Annotated in this window: 16 protein-coding genes; 11 read left to right on the top strand and 5 right to left on the bottom strand. The window is 66.8% G+C overall.

What is annotated here, in order from left to right:
- Window positions 1-42 precede the first annotated feature (42 nt).
- The 3 genes from udk to HK401_RS10085 all read left to right on the top strand — a co-directional run bounded on the left by udk (window position 43) and on the right by HK401_RS10085 (window position 3140).
- On the top strand, window positions 43-654 hold the full coding sequence (udk, locus tag HK401_RS10075) for a uridine kinase (RefSeq protein WP_309135956.1): 612 nt from the start codon (window positions 43-45) through the stop codon (window positions 652-654).
- A gap of 127 nt (window positions 655-781) precedes the next feature.
- Entirely contained in the window at window positions 782-2476 is a 1695-nt protein-coding gene (locus tag HK401_RS10080) for an HNH endonuclease (protein WP_181274540.1), read from the top strand.
- A 94-nt stretch (window positions 2477-2570) separates the two neighbouring features.
- A complete protein-coding gene (locus HK401_RS10085) occupies window positions 2571-3140 on the top strand; it encodes a hypothetical protein (protein WP_181274541.1) in 570 nt (189 codons plus the stop codon).
- Window positions 3141-3149: 9 nt separating this feature from the next.
- Here HK401_RS10085 and HK401_RS10090 read toward each other — a convergent pair whose 3' ends face one another.
- Both HK401_RS10090 and HK401_RS10095 read right to left on the bottom strand, forming a co-directional pair.
- The gene (locus HK401_RS10090; protein ID WP_181274542.1) at window positions 3150-5090 is read right to left on the bottom strand and encodes an FAD-dependent monooxygenase; all 1941 of its coding nucleotides are present in this window, start codon (window positions 5088-5090) and stop codon (window positions 3150-3152) included.
- A gap of 101 nt (window positions 5091-5191) precedes the next feature.
- Window positions 5192-6583 carry an MFS transporter gene (locus HK401_RS10095; RefSeq protein ID WP_181274543.1) on the bottom strand — a complete coding sequence of 464 codons (1392 nt, stop codon included), beginning with the start codon at window positions 6581-6583 and terminating at the stop codon, window positions 5192-5194.
- Between the two features lie 139 nt (window positions 6584-6722).
- Here HK401_RS10095 and HK401_RS10100 point away from each other — a divergent pair, with 139 nt between their 5' ends.
- Genes HK401_RS10100 through HK401_RS10125 form a run of 6 tightly spaced genes read left to right on the top strand, consistent with a single transcriptional unit; the run spans window position 6723 to window position 13160 of the window.
- Complete coding sequence (locus HK401_RS10100) at window positions 6723-8192, top strand: fumarylacetoacetate hydrolase family protein (RefSeq protein ID WP_181274544.1); 1470 nt, start codon at window positions 6723-6725, stop codon at window positions 8190-8192.
- Window positions 8189-8920 (top strand): GntR family transcriptional regulator, encoded by a 732-nt coding sequence (locus tag HK401_RS10105; RefSeq protein ID WP_309135957.1) that lies wholly within the window; start codon window positions 8189-8191, stop codon window positions 8918-8920. Before HK401_RS10100 ends, HK401_RS10105 begins: the two co-directional genes overlap by 4 nt.
- Window positions 8917-10419, top strand: a complete 1503-nt coding sequence (hpaE, locus tag HK401_RS10110; RefSeq protein WP_181274546.1) for a 5-carboxymethyl-2-hydroxymuconate semialdehyde dehydrogenase — start codon at window positions 8917-8919, stop codon at window positions 10417-10419. Before HK401_RS10105 ends, hpaE begins: the two co-directional genes overlap by 4 nt.
- Before the next feature lie 11 nt (window positions 10420-10430).
- Window positions 10431-11567 carry a 3,4-dihydroxyphenylacetate 2,3-dioxygenase gene (gene hpaD, locus HK401_RS10115; RefSeq protein ID WP_181274547.1) on the top strand — a complete coding sequence of 379 codons (1137 nt, stop codon included), beginning with the start codon at window positions 10431-10433 and terminating at the stop codon, window positions 11565-11567.
- Window positions 11568-11601: 34 nt separating this feature from the next.
- Window positions 11602-12387, top strand: a complete 786-nt coding sequence (locus HK401_RS10120) for a fumarylacetoacetate hydrolase family protein (protein WP_181274548.1) — start codon at window positions 11602-11604, stop codon at window positions 12385-12387.
- Window positions 12372-13160 (top strand): HpcH/HpaI aldolase family protein, encoded by a 789-nt coding sequence (locus HK401_RS10125; RefSeq protein ID WP_181274549.1) that lies wholly within the window; start codon window positions 12372-12374, stop codon window positions 13158-13160. The genes HK401_RS10120 and HK401_RS10125 overlap by 16 nt, the downstream gene beginning before the upstream one ends.
- A gap of 60 nt (window positions 13161-13220) precedes the next feature.
- Here HK401_RS10125 and HK401_RS10130 read toward each other — a convergent pair whose 3' ends face one another.
- Window positions 13221-15245 (bottom strand): Ig-like domain-containing protein, encoded by a 2025-nt coding sequence (locus HK401_RS10130; RefSeq protein WP_181274550.1) that lies wholly within the window; start codon window positions 15243-15245, stop codon window positions 13221-13223.
- A gap of 404 nt (window positions 15246-15649) precedes the next feature.
- Here HK401_RS10130 and HK401_RS10135 point away from each other — a divergent pair, with 404 nt between their 5' ends.
- Together HK401_RS10135 and HK401_RS10140 are read left to right on the top strand one after the other, a co-directional pair.
- Entirely contained in the window at window positions 15650-17308 is a 1659-nt protein-coding gene (locus HK401_RS10135; protein ID WP_258234135.1) for a PrsW family intramembrane metalloprotease, read from the top strand.
- Between the two features lie 9 nt (window positions 17309-17317).
- Window positions 17318-18508 carry a MarP family serine protease gene (locus HK401_RS10140; RefSeq protein ID WP_181274551.1) on the top strand — a complete coding sequence of 397 codons (1191 nt, stop codon included), beginning with the start codon at window positions 17318-17320 and terminating at the stop codon, window positions 18506-18508.
- Window positions 18509-18546: 38 nt separating this feature from the next.
- Here HK401_RS10140 and HK401_RS10145 read toward each other — a convergent pair whose 3' ends face one another.
- Window positions 18547-19488: an endonuclease/exonuclease/phosphatase family protein gene (locus HK401_RS10145; protein WP_181274552.1), complete on the bottom strand. Its 942-nt coding sequence runs from the start codon at window positions 19486-19488 to the stop codon at window positions 18547-18549.
- A gap of 132 nt (window positions 19489-19620) precedes the next feature.
- Complete coding sequence (locus tag HK401_RS10150) at window positions 19621-20442, bottom strand: winged helix-turn-helix domain-containing protein (protein WP_181274553.1); 822 nt, start codon at window positions 20440-20442, stop codon at window positions 19621-19623.
- Window positions 20443-20447: the final 5 nt, after the last annotated feature.

The raw sequence follows: 20447 nt of genomic DNA on the forward strand, positions 1-20447 counted from the left end.
GCGGGAGCCGCCTCGGCGGGGGTGGTGGTATAGATTTGGGGCGTGGAGACTTTGGTTGTAGGCGTGGCTGGCGGCACCGGCAGCGGAAAGACGACGCTGACTCAGGCGCTGTTGGACAAGTGCGCGGGACTGCCCTCCGTGCTCTACCACGACAACTACTACAAGCGGCGCGACGAGCTGACGTACGAGGAGCGGGAGCAGGTCAACTACGACGACCTCGACGCCTTCGACAACGACCTCTTCGTCGACCACCTCACCGCGCTGCGGGCCTCGCAGGCGGTCGACAGCCCCGTCTATGACTTCTCGAACCACAACCGCAGCGATGACACGACCCTGGTCGAACCCGCCCCGGTGATCATCGTCGAGGGCATCCTCATCTTCGCCGAACCGCGCATCTGCGGTCTGCTCGACATCAAACTCTTCGTCGACACCGACGCCGATGTGAGGCTGCTGCGGCGGATCAAACGCGACGTCGTCGATCGCGGTCGGACCCTGCAGTCGGTGGAGGATCAGTATCTGGGCACGGTCAAGCCGATGCACGAGCTCTACGTCGAGCCCTCGAAGCGCAATGCCGACCTCATCATCCCCGAGGGCGGTCACAACATCGTCGCGATGGACATGATCCTCAACCGGATCCAGCGCGGGGTCGGCTGAGGCAGAGCCTTTCCCGGCCGCCTGCCCACTGGCCGACTGAGGCGCAACGCCCCTCCTGACCGGGAATGATGGTCGCTGACGAGGTGATCGCGAAAGTCGTGTCAGTGCCGCGTCGTACCGTAGTTCTATGGACACCGACCCCGCCCGGGATCCGATGGAGGATTCCGCAGCACTGACCGAGATCGCTCGGTTCGGTGCCCTCCTGCGCGGTTTCGACGTCGGCGACACCGAGACGGAGACGCTCGCGCGGATCACCGCGCTCGAGGAGCTCAAGGCCACCGTCGTCTCCGTGCAGGCAGAAGAGGCCGTGGCGTTCGAGACACTGCGCGTCGAGCGCGACCGGGCCAATCGTGTGCCCGCCCGTGAATGCGGAGTCCGGGCCGGCGACGAGGTGGGGCTGGCGAAGAAGGTTTCGCCCGGTTCGGGACGGAAGTTCCTCAGCACCTCCCGCACCGTCGTGACCGGCATGCCCAATACCTTCAAGGCCCTGGCGGCAGGGGAGATCTCCGAGGACAAGGCGCGGATCATGGTCGAGGAGACTGCCGTGCTCGGCGATGCCGACCGTCGCCGAGTCGATACACGCATGAAGCGCAGTCTGGGGCCGGCGGGAGTGCGCAGCCTGCGCGCCGAAGCGCGAGCGCTGAGCGCGGAGATGGACGCCGAGGCGGCCGCGAAGCGTGCGGCGAAGGCGGCGGCGAACCGTCGGGTGAGCCTGACCCCGATCGAGGACGGCATGGGCAGGATCTCGGCGATCCTGCCGCTGCCTCAGGCGGTCGCCGCCTTCGAGAGCCTCCGTGACGGGGCCGAGACGATCACCGCCGGAGGCGGCGCGGACGGCCGGGGCCGTCAGCAGGTGATGGCCGACCTGTTCGTCGAACGACTGAGCGGACAGGCGGAGGCGGCCGCGGTTCCGGCGGAGATCCATCTGCTGGTCGAGGCCGAATCGCTGTTCTCGGACGGAATGGTGCCGGCCTGGCTGCCGGGCTTCGGCCCGCTGCCGGCGAAGACGGCGCGCGAGTTCGTGTCCGCGAACGAGGCTCAGATGTTCATCAACCGGATCTTCACCCGCCCAGAGGACGGGCAACTGGTGGGTATGGAGGCGCGGGGCCGCGAATTCACCGGTCGCCTGCGCCAGATGCTCGTCTTCCGCGACGACGTGTGCCGGACTCCGTGGTGCGATGCGCCCATCCGGCATGCCGACCATGCCGCGTCCTACGCCGACGGCGGGCAGACGAGTTGGGAGAACGGCTCGGGACTGTGCACGGCCTGCAATTACGCCAAGGAGCACCCAGGTTGGCTCCACGAAGCCACCGCCGAGGGGCTCAAGGTCACCACCCCGAGCGGCCGCACCTACGAGGTGACGACCCCGGCGTTGGCGCGCCGAATGAGGTTCCCCCGCGCCGAGGCGGTGCCCCGGTCGGGGAACTCCCCACCGGACGAAGCCGATTGGCGCCTCGCCTTCTCCCGATTCCTCGAACCGGAGAAGCCCGGTGGGAATGGCGCGGAAGGCGAGCCCGTGCCTGCGGACGGGACGGATCCGCCCGAGCCCGCCGACGATGCGGACCCGCGCGAGGTCGATGTGGGTCTTCCCTTCCTGCCGATCACCTCGACAGAGGCCGAGAAGCTCGCCGGGGTCTCGGGCGAGTGGTGGAGCATCGACCCGCCTGCCGAATTCGCCGAACGCCTTCCCCGCAGGCACTGCACCCGCGCCGAGAGGGACGCCTGGAGGCGCACCGTCATCCGGCAGATGCGGTCGGAGCCGGTGCGCAGCGACAGCCAGGTCGAGCGGCAGCTGGTCGCGCAGATCATCGACCGTGGCTGATGCGACGGACGCGACCGGTCTGTCAGCCCGACCGTGGCGGATCTGCAACATCACGGGAACACCTGGAACACCCCCGCAGACGAGGATCGTTCCTATGGGCAGGGAGCACAGCACCACGGACGCAGGATCGAGTGACGGCATCGGGTGGGGTCTCGGTCTCGTGGCCCAGGCACTGCCGTGGGGTGCTGTCGCCTGCTGGGTGATCACGATCTTCGTGCCCGTGCTCGACAGCGGTGAACCCGATTCCCTGCGGATCCGGGTCACGTCCCTCGGGTTCTCACCGATCGACATGAACGACCTCGACGAGGTCTATCTTCTGCTGTGGGTCGTCATTATCGTCGGTGCCGTCACAGCGTGGCTCATGCGGGCCTCGAAGTGGTGGTCGGTGGCCGCGATCGTCCTCGGGACAGGGCTGGGCCTGCGCATGCTGCAGATGGTCGTCGATCCGCCCTACCTGCTCTGGGACGGACAGACCGCGAACGGCATGCCCACCGGCGGCATGGAGATCGCTTACCCGGCAGCGGGCTTCGTCTTCTGGATCGCCGGCAGCCTGTGCTTCCTCGCAGCCGGAATCTGCGGACTCATCGCGCAGGCGCGACGGACACGCGAACGCCGCGATCGGATCAGACGCTGCATGAGGAAGAACCATGGCTCGGCCGTGTGAGCGACGATCTCACTGCACCGGGGCAAAGACCCCCGCGAAGAACTCACCGATCTCCTCATGGGCGTCGATGGGGAAGATTCCTGAGACGTACTGGTCGGGGCGGACCACGACGACGGCACCGTCGCGACTGATCTCGCGGATGTCGAAGATGTCCTCGTCTGGCAGCGTCGCATAGATCCTCTCGACGTATTCGAGGTCGAAGGCGCCCACATGCGGACGGAAGACCTGCGGCACATCGGGGAACGCGAACTCCTTGTGCTCCTGCTGGTAGATCACACTGAGCTCGACCAGGGCATCGATGTCCTCACCCTCACGCCGGTAGGCGACCAGGGGAGAGGCCGGATCAGACTCCAGCCAGGAGGCCAATCCGTTCACCTTCGACCCGGCACTCACCGTCTGGGCGGCACTCACCCTCGGGGCGGCACGATCGGCGAAGACGTAGACGCGCCAGCGACCGTCGGCGCGGGCCTCGTGGCCGAGGTGGACGAAGTTCGCATCGCAGCTGCGCTTGACCCTCGCCGACTTGAACCGCTTGCCGATCGGGAAGCCGGCCGCCAGCTCCTGATGCCTCGTCGGCGTCGTGATCATCGACTCGGTGTACTCGGTCATGAATCCGGCCGGGAACTCTGCGGTCTTGACGTAGAACTCCTCGAGGTAGGTCTTGTCCGGCAGCTCTTCCTGCGGCGTCGCCATGAGCGTCGACCACTCCTTGTCGAAGTCGATGAGGTTCTTCGCCGCCACCTGACGCTCCGCCGAATAGGTCCGCAGCAGCTCCGTCGACGACCGACCCGAAATGACCTGCCCGAGCTTCCACGCGATGTTGAACCCGTCCTGCATCGATACGTTCATGCCCTGACCGGCCTTCGCCGAGTGCGTATGGCAGGCATCGCCGGTGATGAACACGCGCGGGCAGGGCGAGCCGGGATCCGACGCATCGGAATCGTCGAAGGCATCCGTGAGACGGTGCCCGACCTCGTAGACGCTGTGCCACGCCACGTTCTTCACATCGATGCTGTACGGGGCGATGATCGCGTTCGCCCGATGGATGATCTCGTCGATGCTCGTTGACCGCACCTTGCGCGCATCGTCCTCCGGCACCTCGCCGAGGTCGACATACATGCGGAAGAGATGACCGCCCTCGCGGGGGATGTGGAGGATGTTGCCGTGCTTCGACGAGATCGCGCACTTGGTGCGGATGTCGGGGAAGTCGGAGTTCGCGAGGACGTCCATCACTCCCCATGCGTGATTGGCCTGGTCGCCGGTCATGGTCCGGCCGATTGCCGACCGCACCTTCGACCTGGCCCCATCGCAGCCGACGACGTAGCCGGCGCGGATCGTCCGCTCTTGACCCGCGCGCTCGCCGGCGGTGTAGCGGACGGTGACGGAGACCGGATGTTCTTTCGCCGACGACGCGGCTTCCCCGTCGACGCCGGTGTCGACGCTGAGATCGACGAACTCGATGCCGTAGTCGGGTGTGATCCGACCCGGCGACTGAGCGGCGAACTGGGCGAAGTAGTCGAGCACGCGCGCCTGGTTGACGATGAGGTGCGGGAACTCGCTGATACCGTGCTCATCGTCCTTGGGGCGGCCGGTGCGGATGATGTGCTCGGGATTCTCCGGATCCGGGTTCCAGAACGACATCTCCGTGATGTGGTAGCCCTCGCGCATGATCTCCTCGGCGAATCCGAACGCCTGGAACGTCTCGACCGAGCGCGCCTGGATGCCGTCGGCCTGACCGATGACCAGACGCGAATCACGCTTCTCGATCATCCGAGCGTTGACGTCGGGGTACTGCGAGAGCTGCGCAGCCGCAATCATGCCCGCAGGTCCGCTGCCGACGATGAGGACATCGACCTCATCGGGCAGGTCCTCGCTGCGATCGACTCCGAAGCCTGCGGCCTGCTCGATCCGCGGGTCAGCAGAGACGTAGCCGTTCTGATGGAAATGCATGTCAACCTCCGGTTCGTGACACGTCGTCGTGATACTTGAATGCTATCAGTTCATATACGATCTGGTGTCGGCAGGGTGGTGCCGGTCACCGTCGTCGCTGGTCATCCGCGTGAGCTCTCCGCGGTGTCGGGAGCCTCTGTGGGCATCGACGTCGAGGACCGCCCGAATCCGATGATCGGGCTCACGGACTGCTCGGCCTCGTGGTCGGGTCCCAGCGGGATCCCGGTGCGATCGCGGAGCATGAGCGTGGCGATGAGCGCGAGCAGGGCGACGACCCCCAGATACACCGCCACCGAGGTGGTCGTGCCCGTCGCGGAGACGAGGGCCTTCGCGATCGTCGGGGCGAAGGCCCCGCCGAGGATCGACCCGATCGCATAGGAGACCGAGACCCCGGAGAAGCGGACGCTGGAGGGGAAGAGTTCGGCGTACATCGCCGGCTGCTGACCGTAGGTGAAGCCCAGGCCGACGGTGAGGATGACGAGGCCGAGCAGCAGCATCCGGATGCTGCCGGTGCTGACGAGCGGGAACAGCGAGGCGATGCCGACCAGCAGCAGGATCCAGCCGAGGATGTAGGTGCTCCGCCGCCCGATCCGGTCAGAGACCGCACCGGCGATGATCGTGAACACCAGCCAGGACACCGCCGAGGCGGCCACCGCCCACAGCACCGGACCGCGCTCGAGGCCGATGGGCCCCGCCGGGTCCGTGGCGAAGTTCTGGATGTATCCGCCCGTGGTCATGTACCCGGCGGCATTGTTGCCCATGAACACCAGGGAGGCGAGGATGACGAGCAGCCAGTGGCTCTTGAACAGGCGGCCCAGGGGATTCGACACCCGCTCCTTGCGTTCGGCGATCTCGTGGAAGACCGGGGACTCCTCGACGCCGCGGCGGATCCAGTACCCGACGACCACGAGGACGACGGAGAGGTAGAAGGGCACCCTCCAGCCCCATTCGAGGAAGGCGTCACCCGGGGCGATCGACGTCATCAGCGCGAGCACTCCGGAGGAGAGCAGCAGGCCGATCGAGACGCCGATCTGCGGGAAGGAGCCGCGGAGGCCGCGGGACTTCTCGTCCGCGTGCTCGACGGCCAGCAGCACCGCCCCGCCCCATTCGCCGCCGGCGGAGACGCCCTGGACGATGCGCAGGGCGATGAGCAGGATCGGGGCCAGTGCGCCTGCAGATTCATAGGTCGGCAGGAAGCCGATGAGGGCCGTGGCCGCACCCATCGCGATGAGGGTGATGATGAGGACAACCCGCCGACCGAGCCTGTCGCCGTAGTGACCGGCGAGGAAGGCTCCCAGAGGGCGGAAGAGGAAGCTGATGCCGACCGTCGCGAAGGCGACCATAGTCGACATGGTCGAACCGAGCGGGCCGAAGAAGAGCTGATTGAAGATCAGTCCCGAGGCCGCCGCATAGAGGAAGTAGTCGTACCACTCGATGCTCGTGCCGACGATCGTCGCGAACGCCACCCTCGTCTGGGTGTGCTGTGCTGTCATGACTCCGGTGTCCTCACGTGCGAATGCTGCATCCGGGACAGCTGTTTCAGCGGTGAAGCTGTGTCCCGGATTACTTGTCTGCTGGAACCGTATCATATACGATCTGTGATGAAGCCAATCGAAAAGAGGTGTGAGATCGATGTCGACTCCAGCCGGTGTTCCCGCCCGACCGGGCAAGATCATCGCCGTTCATGTGGCGTATGAGTCCCGGGCCGCGCAGCGCGGAAAGCGGCCCGCCCAGCCGTCCTACTTCCTCAAGGCCGCGAGCTCCGTGGCCGGATCAGGGGAGACGATCGCCCGCCCGGCCGGCACCTCGCTGCTGGCCTTCGAAGGCGAGATCGCCGTCGTCATCGGCTCTGCCGCCCGCAGCGTCACCGAGACCGATGCCTGGTCCCATGTGGCCGGAGTGACCGCGGCCAACGACTTCGGCCTCTACGACATCAAGACCCCCGACAAGGGGTCGAACCTGCGCTCGAAGTCCCGTGACGGCTATACCCCGCTCGGTCCCGAACTCATCCCCGCCGCCGAGGCGGACCCTGAGTCCCTGCGCATCCGCACCTGGGTCAACGGCGAGATCGTCCAGGACGACGGAACGAGTGCCGCGCAGCTGATCTTCAACCTGCCGCGCATCGTCGCCGACCTCAGTCAGCACCTCACCCTCGAACCCGGAGACGTCATCCTCACCGGCACCCCCGCCGGTTCCTCGGTCGTCGCCCCCGGGGACACTGTCGAGGTCGAGGTCACAGCTACCTCGGCGAACGGGGAAGTGCGCAGCTCCGGGCGACTGACCACGACCGTGGTCGAAGGCCCCGGTGATTTCGACGAGTCACTCGGCAGCACGCCCGCCGTGGATGAGGCCCTGACCGTCGACGCCTGGGGATCGCGCGAGGCCGCCGGGCTGCCTGCCGAAGATGACGCCCTCAGCGCCGACCTCGTCGCCAAGCTCACCGACGCCCCGACCGCGGGCCTGTCGGCACAGCTGCGCTCTCGGGGACTGAACAACGTCGTCATCGAAGGGGTCGCCCCGCTGCAGCCGGGAACGAAGATCGTCGGCACCGCGAAGACACTGCGCTTCGTACCCAACCGCGAGGACCTGTTCAAGTCCCACGGCGGGGGATACAACGCGCAGAAGCAGGCCTTCGATTCGATCCGACCCGGCGAAGTCATCGTCATCGAGGCCAGGGGCGAATCGGGCTCCGGCACACTCGGCGACATCCTCGCACTGCGCGCGAAGTCCCTCGGCGCCGCCGGAGTCATCACCGACGGAGGAGTCCGTGACTCCGCCGAGGTGGCCGGCATCCTGCCCGTGTTCGCGACCGCGAGGAACCCCGCCGTGCTCGGCCGCCGCCACGTGCCGTGGGAGTCCGACGTGGCCGTGGCCTGCGGAAACGCCACAGTCCTGCCCGGCGACGTCATCGTCGCCGATGATGACGGAGCCATCGTCATCCCCCGTGACCTCGTCGAAGAAGTCCTCGACGCGGCACTGGCCAAGGAGACCGAGGACGGCTGGGTGGCCGAACAGGTCGCCGCCGGCAACCCGATCGAAGGACTCTTCCCGCCCAAGGGCGAATGGAAGACGAAGTTCGAAGACTGGAAGGCCTCCCGGTGAAGACCGAATCAGCAGCCACTGCCGGGGCCGGTCCGCCGTCACTGAGCAAGGCCGAAACCGCCTACCGGTGGATCCGCGAACGCGTCGCCGATCAGACCTACCAGCCCGGGCACAAGCTCGTGCTCGCGCAGATCGCCCTCGAACTCGACACCTCGGTCGTGCCGGTGCGGGAGGCCATCCGCCGGTTGGAAGCCGACGGTCTCGTGACCTTCGAGCGCAATGTCGGAGCCCGCGTGGCCATGGTCGACCAGGGGTCCTACACCCAGTCGATGGAAACGGTCGCGATCCTCGAAGCCGCGGCCGTCGCCCAAGCGCAGGGCCACCTCGGTGCCGGTGATCTCGATGCCGCGGAGCAGATCAACGATCGGATGCGCGCACTGCTCGACGATTTCGAACCGGCCGAATTCACCCGGCTCAACCACGAGTTCCACGAAACGCTCTACCGGCGCTGCCCGAACGAGCGGCTGTGCACCCTCGTCGAACTCGAATGGGACCGACTCAACCACCTGCGGGATTCGACGTTCTCCTTCGTCCCCGAACGGGCACTGGAGTCGGTGGAGGAGCACTCTCGCATCGTCGCCCTCATCCGTGCCCGCGCCTCGGCGCAGGAGGTCGAACGGGCCGTGCGCGAGCACCGCTCGGCCACACTGCACAGCTTCCAGAACTCCCAGACGACCGCAGAATCAGCCACGGATCTGCACACTGACTCACGAAAGGACAGATCATGACAGAGTCCATCACACCCCCGGCCGGACTGCCGGAGAAGATCCGCCACTACATCGGCGGGCAGTTCGTCGACTCGATCGACGGGGAGGAGTTCGACGTCCTCAACCCCGTGACGAACGAGCCCTACATCACCGCCGCCTCGGGGAAGAAAGCCGATATCGAAGCGGCTGTGACCGCGGCGAAGACGGCCTTCGACGAGGGCCCCTGGCCGACGATGCTGCCGCGCGAGCGCGCCCGGATCCTCTACCGCATCGCCGACATCGTCGAATCCCGCAAGGACGAACTCGCCGCGATGGAATCCTTCGACTCGGGTCTGCCGATCACCCAGGCCAAGGGCCAGGCGTCCCGTGCCGCGGAGAACTTCCGCTTCTTCGCCGACCTCATCGTCGCCCAGGTCGACGATGCCTTCAAGGTTCCGGGCCGCCAGGCGAACTACGTCAACCGCAAGCCCATCGGTGTAGCCGGACTCATCACCCCATGGAACACCCCGTTCATGCTCGAGTCGTGGAAGCTGGGACCGGCGATCGCGACCGGCAACACCGTCGTGCTCAAACCCGCCGAGTTCACCCCGCTCTCGGCCTCCCTGTGGCCGGGCATCTTCGAAGAGGCGGGACTGCCGAAGGGCGTGTTCAACATGGTCAACGGCTTCGGTGAGGAGGGCTTCGCCGGCGACTCGCTCGTCAAGCACCCGGACGTTCCGCTCATCTCCTTCACCGGCGAATCGAGCACGGGACAGACGATCTTCGCCAACGCCGCACCCTGGCTCAAGGGCCTGTCGATGGAGCTCGGCGGCAAGTCCCCGGCCGTCGTCTTCGCCGACGCGGACCTCGAAGCCGCCGTCAACGCCACGATCTTCGGCGTCTTCTCCCTCAACGGGGAACGCTGCACCGCCGGTTCGCGCATCCTCGTCGAGGACTCGGTCTACGACGAGTTCGTCGAACGCTACGCCGCCCAGGCCAAGCGCGTGAAGGTCGGTCTGCCCTCGGATCCCGACACCGAGGTGGCCGCCCTCGTCCACCCCGAACACTTCGAGAAGGTCATGTCCTACGTCGAGATCGGCAAGACCGAGGCCCGCCTCGTCGCCGGCGGCGGACGTCCCGAGGGATTCGAGACCGGTAACTTCGTCCAGCCCACCGTCTTCGCCGACGTCGCCCCTGAGGCCCGGATCTTCCAGGAGGAGATCTTCGGTCCCGTCGTCGCGATCACCCCGTTCTCCTCCGACGAGGAGGCCCTGGAGCTGGCGAACAACACGAAGTACGGTCTCGCCGCCTACATCTGGACCTCGGATCTCAAGCGGGCGCATAACTTCTCGCAGGCCGTCGAGTCGGGCATGGTGTGGCTGAACTCGAACAACGTCCGCGACCTGCGCACCCCCTTCGGCGGGGTCAAGGCCTCGGGCCTCGGCCACGAGGGCGGGTACCGGTCGATCGACTTCTACACGGAACAGCAGTCCGTGCACATCAACCTCGGCGAGGTCCACAACCCGGTCTTCGGGAAGTAAGGGAGGCGGAGATGACCAATCGCGAAGATATGACACTGACCTCGGCCGGCTACTTCGTCAGCCAGGAGGCGCCGATCGTCACGGACAATCCCATCGCCACACCTCAGGCGAGTCCGCCCGATATCCTCCGCTGCGCCTATATGGAACTCGTCGTCACCGACCTCGCCGCCTCGCGGGAGTTCTATGTCGACGTGCTCGGACTCTATGTCACCGAGGAGGACGAGAACACGCTCTACCTGCGTTCGACGGAGGAGTTCATCCACCACAATCTCGTCCTGCGCAAGGGCGAGGTCGCAGCTGTGGCCGCGTTCTCCTACCGGGTCCGCAGCCCGGAAGAGCTCGACAAGGCCGTGGCCTTCTACACCGAACTCGGCTGCGATGTCCGCCGCAACCCGGACGGCTTCGTCAAGGGTGTGGGCGACTCCGTGCGGGTGGTCGATCCGCTCGGCTTCCCGTACGAGTTCTTCTACCGGTCCGACCACGTCGAGCGCATGTCGTGGCGCTATGACCTGCACATCCCCGGCGAACTCGTCCGCCTCGACCACTTCAACCAGGTCACCCCGGATGTGCCGCGGGCGGTGAAGTACATGCAGGACCTCGGCTTCCGCGTCACGGAGGACATCCAGGACGAGGAAGGCACGGTCTACGCTGCGTGGATGCGCCGCAAACCCTCCGTCCATGACACGGCGATGACCGGCGGCGACGGACCGCGCATGCACCATGTGTGCTTCGCCACCCACGAGAAGCACAACATCCTCGCCATCTGCGACAAGCTCGGTGCGCTGCGCCGATCCGATTCGATCGAGCGCGGTCCCGGCCGCCACGGCGTCTCGAACGCGTTCTACCTCTACCTGCGTGACCCCGACGGTCACCGCGTCGAGGTGTACACGCAGGACTACTACACCGGCGACCCGGACAATCCGGTCGTCACCTGGGACGTCCACGACAATCAGCGCCGCGACTGGTGGGGCAACCCCGTCGTGCCGTCCTGGTACACGGATGCCTCCCTCGTCCTCGATCTCGACGGCAACCCACAGCCGGTGCATGCACGCACGGACGATTCGGAGATGGCAGTGACGATCGGTGCAGACGGCTTCTCCTACACCCGCGCGGATGAGAACGAGGGCAAGCTGGGCAACCAGCTCTGACCTTCGAAGGCACTGACCGCTGAAAGGACACCACATGCTTGATGAAGCGACGATCGCCAGGATCGCCGACGACCTCGCCGAGGCGGAGCGGACCCGCACGAAGATCCCGCGGCTGACCTCGCAGTTCCCGGATATGACCGTCGAGGACTCCTATGCGGTGCAGAACGAATGGCGCCGTCGCGGTGAGGCTGCCGGCCGTCGGCTGTTCGGCCACAAGATCGGCCTGACCTCGAAGCCGATGCAGCAGGCCACGGGCATCACCGAACCCGACTACGGGGCGATCTTCGCCGACCAGGTCTACGACACCGGGTCCGTGATCGATCATGCGCAGTATTCGGGCGTGCGCATCGAGGTCGAACTCGCCTTCGTGCTGCGCGAGGAGCTGGCCGGACCTGATGTCAGCCTCTTCGACGTCCTCCGCGCCACCGAATACGTCGTCCCGGCACTCGAGGTGCTGTCCTCGCGCATCGAGATGGAGGGCCGCACGATCGTCGACACCATCTCCGACAACGCGGCGCTGGGTGCGATGGTCCTCGGCGGTCGTCCGATCACCGTCGACGCCGTGGACCTGCGCCGGGTGAACGCGCTGCTCTACCGCAACGAGACGATCGAGGACTCGGGAGTCGCGGCCGCCGTACTCGACCATCCGGCCCGCGGCATCGTGTGGTTGGCGAACAAACTCGCCGAACACGGTGATGTGCTCCGTGCCGGAGAGACCGTGCTCGCCGGGTCGTTCACCCGCCCCATGTGGGTCCATCCGGGTGACACCGTCCACGCCGACTACGGAGAGCTGGGAGCCATCACATGCCGTTTCGCCTAGAACTTCCGCAGACCTTCGCCGACCGGGTGGCCGGCCTCGGCGAGGGAGAGTACCTGGCCGGGATGTGGGTGTGCTCGGGTTCGCCCGTGGCCGCCGAGATCGCCGCGGCCTCCGGGATGCAGTGGGTGCTCATCGACGCCGAGCATTCCCCGATCGGTCTCGAGACGACGACGAGTCTGCTGCGCGCGATGAATGGCTATCCGGCCACTCCCGTGGTGCGGGTGCCGGTGAACGATCGGGTGCTCATCAAGCAGTTCCTCGACCTCGGTGCGCAGAATCTGCTCGTGCCGATGGTCGACACGAAGACCGACGCCGAGGCGGCCGTGGCCGCCGTCCGCTACCCGCCGAAAGGTGTGCGCGGAGTCGGATCGGCCCTGGCCAGGGCCTCCCGGTGGAATGCCGTGGACGGGTATCTCGGCCGAGCCGAGGAACTCGTTTCGCTGACCGTGCAGATCGAATCGGCGACCGCGGTCGCCAACGCCGCCGAGATAGCCGCGGTCGACGGCATCGACGGCGTCTTCGTCGGACCTTCGGACCTCGCCGCCTCGATGGGCCTGCTCGGCCAGCAGACGCATCCGGACGTCACCGCAGCGGTGACTCGGACGTTCGAGGCGGTGCGCGCGGCCGGCAAACCGGTCGGCGTCAATGCCTTCGACCCCGAGCAGGCTCGTAAGTACTTGGAGGCCGGTGCCTCGTTCGTCCTCGTCGGAGCCGACGTCGGCCTGATGATGAACGGTGCCCGTGCCTGGGCGAAGGAATGGGTGCAGGACTGACAACGCTTCACCCCCGGTCCGCCTGAGTGCGGTCGGGGGTGAAGTGTGTTCATTCCGGACTCAGTCCTTTCTGCGGCGGTTGCCGGAGATCAGCAGGATTGTGGACCCGAGGCCGACGAGGACGATGCCCAATCCGATGAGCATGCCGTTGCCCGTGGTGCCGGTTCGAGGCAGCTCGGCCGGTGGGGCCGGGGCCGCGGGAGTCTCGGCGACCGGTGCGACCGGCGGGGTCTCCGGCTGTTCGGGAGGCGAGGTCGGCTGCTCGGGAGGCGAGGTTGGCTGCTCGGGCGGCGCCGGCGGCGAGCTCGGTTCCTCCGGTGGTGTCGGCGGTGCCGGGGGAGTGCTCGGCTTCTCCTCGGGTGGTCGGTGCACGGTCTCGGCGGGAACGCCCCAGTCGCTCGTCCACTCCGCATTGACGTCGCTGCCCTCGATCGCCGTGACGTAGGTGACCCAGCCGACGGGCATGTCGATGGCCTCGGTGCTGATCTCGGCCCGACCGTCGGCATCGGCGACGACAGTGAAGTCCTGAGTGGAGATCTCCTTGCCCTCGGGCTCCTCCGACTGCTCGGGTTCGCTCTCCACGTGGTAGGCGGTGACGGTGACCACAGCCTCGGAATCGGGCCGCAGCCCGGCCACGGCCACCTCGTCGTGGGTCTGCTTTCCTTCGAGCACCGCCTCGGTGTCGGCGGTCGGAGTCCACGGGACGAACCCCGTCTCTCGAGGTTGGCCGTGGATGCCCTTCCATTCCTTCGTCGCCTTGTCCCCGGCGATCGTCTCGGTGAAGTACAGCCAGCCGCGGAAGTCCTCGGGCACCGTGACCTCACCGGAGGTATGAGTGCCGTTGCCGATGTCCTTCGAGGTCACCGACCCGATTTCGCGGGCGTCGTCGTTCTTCGTTCCCTGCTTCGGCTCCGTCGCCGTCCGCCACAGGGTGTGTTCGACGGTGACTGTGTGGTCGCCGATGAGTCCGGAGACGGTGAACTCGTCGGTGACGGTCTCGCCGGGCGTCGGCGTCTGGTCCGAGATCTCCGTGGTCACCTTCGGCTGAGAACTCAGGTCCACGGAAGCCTTTCCAGCGACCGAGGCGGGCGTGTCCGGGGTGACGACTCGCTGGACCCGGGTACCCGACGTCGGTTCGAACACCCGCACGGTCTGCGGGGCGACCTTCGCCTTCGCAGTCACGGCGAGTGTGCCGGGTGCGCTCGCCTGCAGCGTCGCGGTCACTGCCTCATCCCCGGTGGTCAGGGTCGTCGGGGCGTTCTTCGCGCCGCTCGCCTTGAGGGTGACTGGGACGTCGGGGACGTGTGCCCCGGAGGCGCTGAGCAGCGAGAGCGTCAGGGTCGCCTCATCGGTGGGAGTGCCGAGGATCCTGCCTGTGTCGTCGCCCTGGTCGTCCTTGTCGTCGCCGGGGCCGTTTTCCTCGGAACCGAGCCCCTTCGCATCTGTGCCACTCGAATCCGAGTCGGTCGAATCCGATGCCCAGGAGTCAGGAGAAGAGGCGGACTCCGGGGCGGTGTGGGGTTCGAGCACAGGCATTCGCAGGACCGGTTCGAGGCTGACTTCGAGGGTGTACGGACCGGCGTACTTCTTCGCCTTCGCGAGGATCGACGAGTGCTTCTTCGCGGCACCGGCGAACTTCTTGCCCAAGTCGGCAGGCTTCTGCGGCGGCACCATGTGGTCGTGGGGGAGCGCCGTGTCGAGTCGGGCGATGGCGCTGAGCCCGGCCTGCACATCCTTCGATGTCGAGCCGGCGTATTCGTGCAGTGCCCACGCAGTCTGCGCAGTGGTGACCTGCTCGGACTTCGCATCGTCGAAGTACTTCGGCAGCGGGGACTTCTTCCCGGCGTCGATGCAGTAAGACGAAGTGTCGGGGAAGGTCCGATACGAGCCGTACCAGGTCTTCCCCTGTTTCGCGTGATGCCAGATTCCGGGACCGTATGCGTTCGGAGCGGTCTGCACGGGCACCTCGCCGAGGTTGACCGGCGGACCCGCGGCCATGGCCGGTCCCAGCCCGATGAGGGAGGCCACGGTGAGGATGGTGAGAAGCAGGAAGGTGCGCAGCGATGCGAGTCTGAAAGTAGTCATGCCTTGATTCGACACGGCGGACACAGACGGTGACCAGGGTCGAATGTGAGCCTGTGGAAACACGATTCTGCATCCACAGGATTTCACGCTCGAGTGGCGCCGATGTGGGCGTGGCCCGAGGTGGCGAGTCACCCGCGGGAAACGGGGGATCTGATGATTTCGACGACGCCGGACCCCGCCGAGGCGGCCGCTCCGTTTCCCTTCCTTCCACAGTCGAGTACGTCGGAGTGGGAGCTGATGGTGATCGCGGAGCGGGGCTGATCAGGCCCACTGCGCGCATTCGCGTGCGGTGACAGTCCGCTGAAGTGTTACTGGACGGATACAACTTCGGCAACGTGATGTCGGTGTTCGACTCTAAACTTAGAAGAGAGCGGTGCATTCCCCCAACGTGAGAAGGACGATCTATGTCGGCACAGAACGGTCCCGGTCCTCAGGACCCGAACCAGCCAGGGCCGCGGCGCCCGCAGCCGCCCCAGGTACAGGGCCCCGGGACTCAGGGCGCTCCGCCAGCCCACGGGGTGCCGCAGCAGGTGCCGCCGCAGCAGAACAATGATCGGTTTCGTCCGCGCCCGCAGGGTACCCAGCAGCCGCAGCCTCAGGGCACCCAGCAGGCGCGGCAGCAGCAGCCAGCACCGGGACAGCCGCCGTTCCAGCAGCCACCGATGCAGGGCCAGCCGCAGGCGTACGTTCAGCAACCCATGCCGGGCCAGCCGATGCCGACCCAGCCCCCGATGCAGATGCAGCCGCCGATGCAACCGCCGCCGGCGCAGGCGCGCGTCTACGCCCAGCCCAGGTTCGCCCCGACCGTGACCCAGGAGATGCGGATCCGCGCGGGGATGCAGGCACCCCAACAGGTGGTCACCGAGACCCCATGGACCGGTGCGGTCCGACAGAACCAGCCGCCGACCGAGCCTGACTCGACCGGCAACATCGTCCGGCTCGTCGCCGCCATCCTTGTGCTCTTTGTACTCGTCGTCGGGCTGATCCTCCTCGCCATCGCCGGAGGATTCAGCTTCGGCGTCCGTCTCTTCGCGCTCATCGGTCTCTCGGCCATTCCGCTCGTCGGCATCGTCGCCTATGTGCTCTGGCTGGATCGGTGGAAACCTCAGCCGAAGCTCCTCCTCGGCATCTGCCTGCTCTGGGGTGCTGTCGCCGCGGTCATCCTCACCCTTGTGTTCTCCTTCTTCACCGATCTCGCGCTCTACATGGTCGGCATCAATGGGGTGCCCAACGTTCTCGGCGCCATCTTCCAAGCTCCACCCGTCGAGGAGTCGACGAAGACCGTCCTCCTCGTCGTCATCGTCCTCGCCGCCCGTCGCTACTTCGAGGGACCTCTCGACGGACTCGTCTACGGTTCACTCATCGGTGCGGGCTTCGCCTTCACAGAGAACATCCTCTATCTCGGCCAGTCATGGAACGACGGTGAGCTCGGGGGACTGGCCGTGACGTTCGCCATGCGCTGCCTGGGCTCGCCGCTGCTGCACATCGCCTTCTCGACCTGCGCCGGTGTGTCCATCGGCTTCGCGGCTCGCAAATGGCCCTGGTGGGCGACGGCCCTCATGTGGCTGCCGGGCCTCATCGTCGGCATCCTCCTCCACGGTTTCTGGAACGGATCGATGACGCTCCTCGGGGTCTTGGGACAGCTGACCCGTGACATCATGGGCGGTATGCTCCCACAGATCATCGGCCTCATCCTCCTCAGCATCATCCTCTCCGGAGCGTGGGTGACACTCGGACTCATGCTGCGCCGCAGCGAACGGATGCACACGCAGAACATGCTCGGCGACTATGCGAACTCGGGATGGCTCACCCACGCCGAGGTCGACATGCTCGGCACCTGGAAGGGACGGAAGAACGGCCGCGACTGGGCCAAATCGTTCCCCGGCGGAAAAGAGGAGATGCGCACCATGATCCGCACCTCCGGGAAACTCTCGACGACACGGATGCGCGTCCTCGCCGGCATCGGCGGTGACCAGGAGCGCAAGATCGAACGTGCCGAACTCAAGCAGTTCTCCGATGCCCGCGAGCGTCTGCTGGCGGCGTCGAGAAGAACGGCCGGGTAAGCACCAGCAGTGACCGTCCTCGACATCCTCCTCATCGTCCTCGGGATCGGTGCGCTCTTCGCCGGTTTCCGCCAGGGCTTCATCACCGGGCTCGGAACCGCCGCAGGATTCGTCGTCGGATGGATCCTCGGACGCCTGCTCTCGCCGCTGGTCGAAACGCTGAGCGAGGGCACGACCGCGATGGAGAACCCCGGCGTCCTCATGCTGCTCGCCTCGATGCCGCTGGTCCTCAGCGTCCTCTTCGCATTCGCAGGCAGCGGCGTGGGCGCGTGGATCAAACGCTCGATGGACTCCGATCTCGGGCAGGGCATCGATGCAGTCGGGGGCACCATCACCGCGGGCATCGTCTACGTCCTGGTCGTGTGGCTCGCCGCCGGTTTCGTCCGCACCACCCCGCTGGTCGAACCGAACCGGTGGGTCGCGGACTCCGCCGTCATCGCCTCCATCGACCGTACGATCCCCTACTCCTCCCAGATGGCCCTCGGCGGTCTGGCGAAGGGACTCAGCGCCACCGGATTCCCGCAGGTCTTCTCGGGCCAACCCGAACAGATCCGCGGTGTCGGCGAACCCGACGAAGCCATGGTCGACGTCGGCCGCAGCGTCGAAGACTCCGTCGTCAAGATCACGACCACGGCCACCACCTGCCCGACCGGCTCCGAAGGCTCGGGCTTCGTCTACCGCGACGGCCTCGTCGCCACCAACGCCCACGTCGTGGCCGGCTCTTCGGACCTGGCGGTCCAGGTCGGCGGCAAGGGGCGGCCCTATCCCGCCGAGGTGGTCGAATTCGACGCCGAAGCCGACGTGGCCGTCCTCCGGGTTCCCGAACTCGAGGCTCCCGCGCTCGACTTCGGCGACGGGCTCGGACCGGGGGATGACTCCGTGGTCGTCGGGTTCCCCGCCAACGGCCCCTACACGATCTCACCGACGCGGGTGCGTGAGAAGATCAACGCCCGCGGCCTCGACATCTACGACGAGAGCTCGGTCGTCCGTGAGGTGTATTCGGTGCGCGGCATCGTCCGCGAAGGCAACTCGGGCGGCCCGCTCATCGATGCTCAGGGCAGGGTCGTCGGCATGGTGTTCGCACGCTCGGCCACCGACGACGAGACCGGCTACGCCCTCACCCGCGCCGAGATCGCCGATGAACTCGAAGCCGGGGCGAACAACCGCACCCCGCAGCCGACGGGACAGTGTACGAATTGAAGCAGTGCACCAGCTGAACCGGTGCACCAGCTGAAGGCCTACTTGAGGTCCAACCCGGCGAGCACGGCACGGTGGTCGCTCGATCCCTTGTCGAGCACCTCGTCGCTGGTGGCGTCGAAGCCGCGGTAGAGGATGTGGTCGAGCCGGGTCACGGGGAACTGTGCGGGCCAGGTGAAGCCGAAGCCGCCTCGGGCCTGTTCCCGCGAATCGGTGAGCGGGGGAACCAGCGTGGACATGTTGTTGTCGGTCGATGCGGTGTTGAAGTCGCCGGCGACGATGACATGGTCGGCCCCGTCGGTCTCCACCGTCGTGGCCAGTCGACGCAGGGCGGCGTTGCGCATGGACTCATGCCCCGGACGGACCGAGGGCATGTGCACGGCATAGAACCGGATGTCGCCGTGGTCGGTCGAAACCGTCGTGGCGAAGGCGCGCGGCCACTGCAGGCCGAGGTCGACCTCTTCGGGCTCGGTCATCGGCCACTTCGACCACACCCCGACGGTGTCGAGGACCCGGGAATGGGCGAACGAGGAGTCGAGCTCCTTGTGGATGATCTTGCCCGACAGCGACTCGAGCTCCTGGATCGTGACGATGTCGGGGTCGCGGTCGACGAGGTTCTGCGCCGCGGCCGTGGGCTGCGGCATCCGCGCACCGACGTTGTGGGTGGCCACCGTGATGTCGGGTTCTCCGGAGTCCTCGTTCGGCAGCAGTGCGGGCCCGAACATGCCCGCCCACACGAGAGCAGGAACGAGGAACCCGATGGCCGAGAGCCAGGAGAAGCGGATGAGGGTCATCAGCAGCACGAGAGCCAGGACGATCCCCGTCCACGGCAGGATCGTCTCGACGACGAGCGCGAAGCCCATCCTCGTCGGAAGCAGTTCGTGGAGAAGCAGGAACGCCGCATAGAGGATCCCGAAGATCAATGCGGTGATGCCCTTTGCGGGGCTGTGCCGTCTGCGCGCTGGAGAATATGCCTGGTTCATCGCTAAAGAATCTTAACCGCGAAGTCTGGCTCCACGCTGGGTGGGCGATGCGATGCGGCTCACAGCCTCCGGGCGCAGGACAAGGCATCCTGCACGAAGTCGTGTGCTCGGGTCTGGGCTGTCGCGTTCAGGTCAGCGACGCGCTGTCGCGCTCCAGACGGTGACGTCGGGATGCGTGTCGTAGCGGTAGCCCGAACCCCTCATCGTGCGCACCACGGGGGAGTATTCGCCGAGACGGCGGCGCAGTCGGCGGATGTGCACGTCGACGGTGCGCTCATCGGGAACCTCGCTGCCGGACCATACGGCGCTGATGAGGTCTTCGCGGGGCAGGGTCTCATCGGCGTGGGTGACGAGCGTGGCGAGGAGATCGAACTCCTTGGTCGTGACGTCGACGAGCTCACCGTCGATGCGGACCTCGCGGCGCGGAATGTCGATGCGCAGCCGCTCGGCGGCGGCATCGGCGTAGGTGTTCCCGGCGCGACCGCCGAATCCGCGCGGTGCCGGTGCGGCAGGCGCCTGGTCCTCGTCCCGCAACGTCGGCGGGTGGATGCGGTTGGGGATCCTCGAGCGCACCGGTCCATGCGTCGCCGCCGGCGCTCCGGTCGCAGCGGGGGAGCCGGTGGCCACGGCTCTGACGGCGTCGATGTCGCTGCCGCGCCCCTCGGGGGCCAGGGCGATGACGGCTTGGGTCTCGGCCTGGCTGGCCAGTTCCTTCGCATAGGCCTGAAGCTCGCCGGCGATGGCGGAGAGGTTCGTGCCGTCGGCGGCGGCCTTGGACTCGTCGAGTCCGATGTAGACGATGATGCCGCGAGCGGCCTTCGGTGAGGGTACGACTCCGGCGGGGCCGAAGGTGTGCGGGGCGTTCTGCGGGTCCACTGCGCTCAACCTGGCTCCTGCGCGTCGGGTGGCCACGGCACTGCGTGGGTGGACGTAGGCGGGTTCTGGATTCGACATGACTG

Source organism: Brevibacterium oceani, from assembly GCF_013623835.1.
Lineage (GTDB): Bacteria > Actinomycetota > Actinomycetes > Actinomycetales > Brevibacteriaceae > Brevibacterium > Brevibacterium oceani.

Coding starts and splice junctions, on each gene's coding strand:
- HK401_RS10095 (WP_181274543.1), bottom strand. CDS start 6,583: ATGACAGCACAGCACACCCAGACGAGGGTGGCGTTCGCGACGATCGTC.
- HK401_RS10085 (WP_181274541.1), top strand. CDS start 2,571: ATGGGCAGGGAGCACAGCACCACGGACGCAGGATCGAGTGACGGCATC.
- HK401_RS10135 (WP_258234135.1), top strand. CDS start 15,650: ATGTCGGCACAGAACGGTCCCGGTCCTCAGGACCCGAACCAGCCAGGG.
- hpaD (WP_181274547.1), top strand. CDS start 10,431: ATGACCAATCGCGAAGATATGACACTGACCTCGGCCGGCTACTTCGTC.
- HK401_RS10090 (WP_181274542.1), bottom strand. CDS start 5,090: ATGCATTTCCATCAGAACGGCTACGTCTCTGCTGACCCGCGGATCGAG.
- HK401_RS10150 (WP_181274553.1), bottom strand. CDS start 20,442: ATGTCGAATCCAGAACCCGCCTACGTCCACCCACGCAGTGCCGTGGCC.
- HK401_RS10100 (WP_181274544.1), top strand. CDS start 6,723: ATGTCGACTCCAGCCGGTGTTCCCGCCCGACCGGGCAAGATCATCGCC.
- HK401_RS10080 (WP_181274540.1), top strand. CDS start 782: ATGGACACCGACCCCGCCCGGGATCCGATGGAGGATTCCGCAGCACTG.
- HK401_RS10125 (WP_181274549.1), top strand. CDS start 12,372: ATGCCGTTTCGCCTAGAACTTCCGCAGACCTTCGCCGACCGGGTGGCC.
- HK401_RS10145 (WP_181274552.1), bottom strand. CDS start 19,488: ATGAACCAGGCATATTCTCCAGCGCGCAGACGGCACAGCCCCGCAAAG.
- HK401_RS10130 (WP_181274550.1), bottom strand. CDS start 15,245: ATGACTACTTTCAGACTCGCATCGCTGCGCACCTTCCTGCTTCTCACC.
- HK401_RS10120 (WP_181274548.1), top strand. CDS start 11,602: ATGCTTGATGAAGCGACGATCGCCAGGATCGCCGACGACCTCGCCGAG.
- hpaE (WP_181274546.1), top strand. CDS start 8,917: ATGACAGAGTCCATCACACCCCCGGCCGGACTGCCGGAGAAGATCCGC.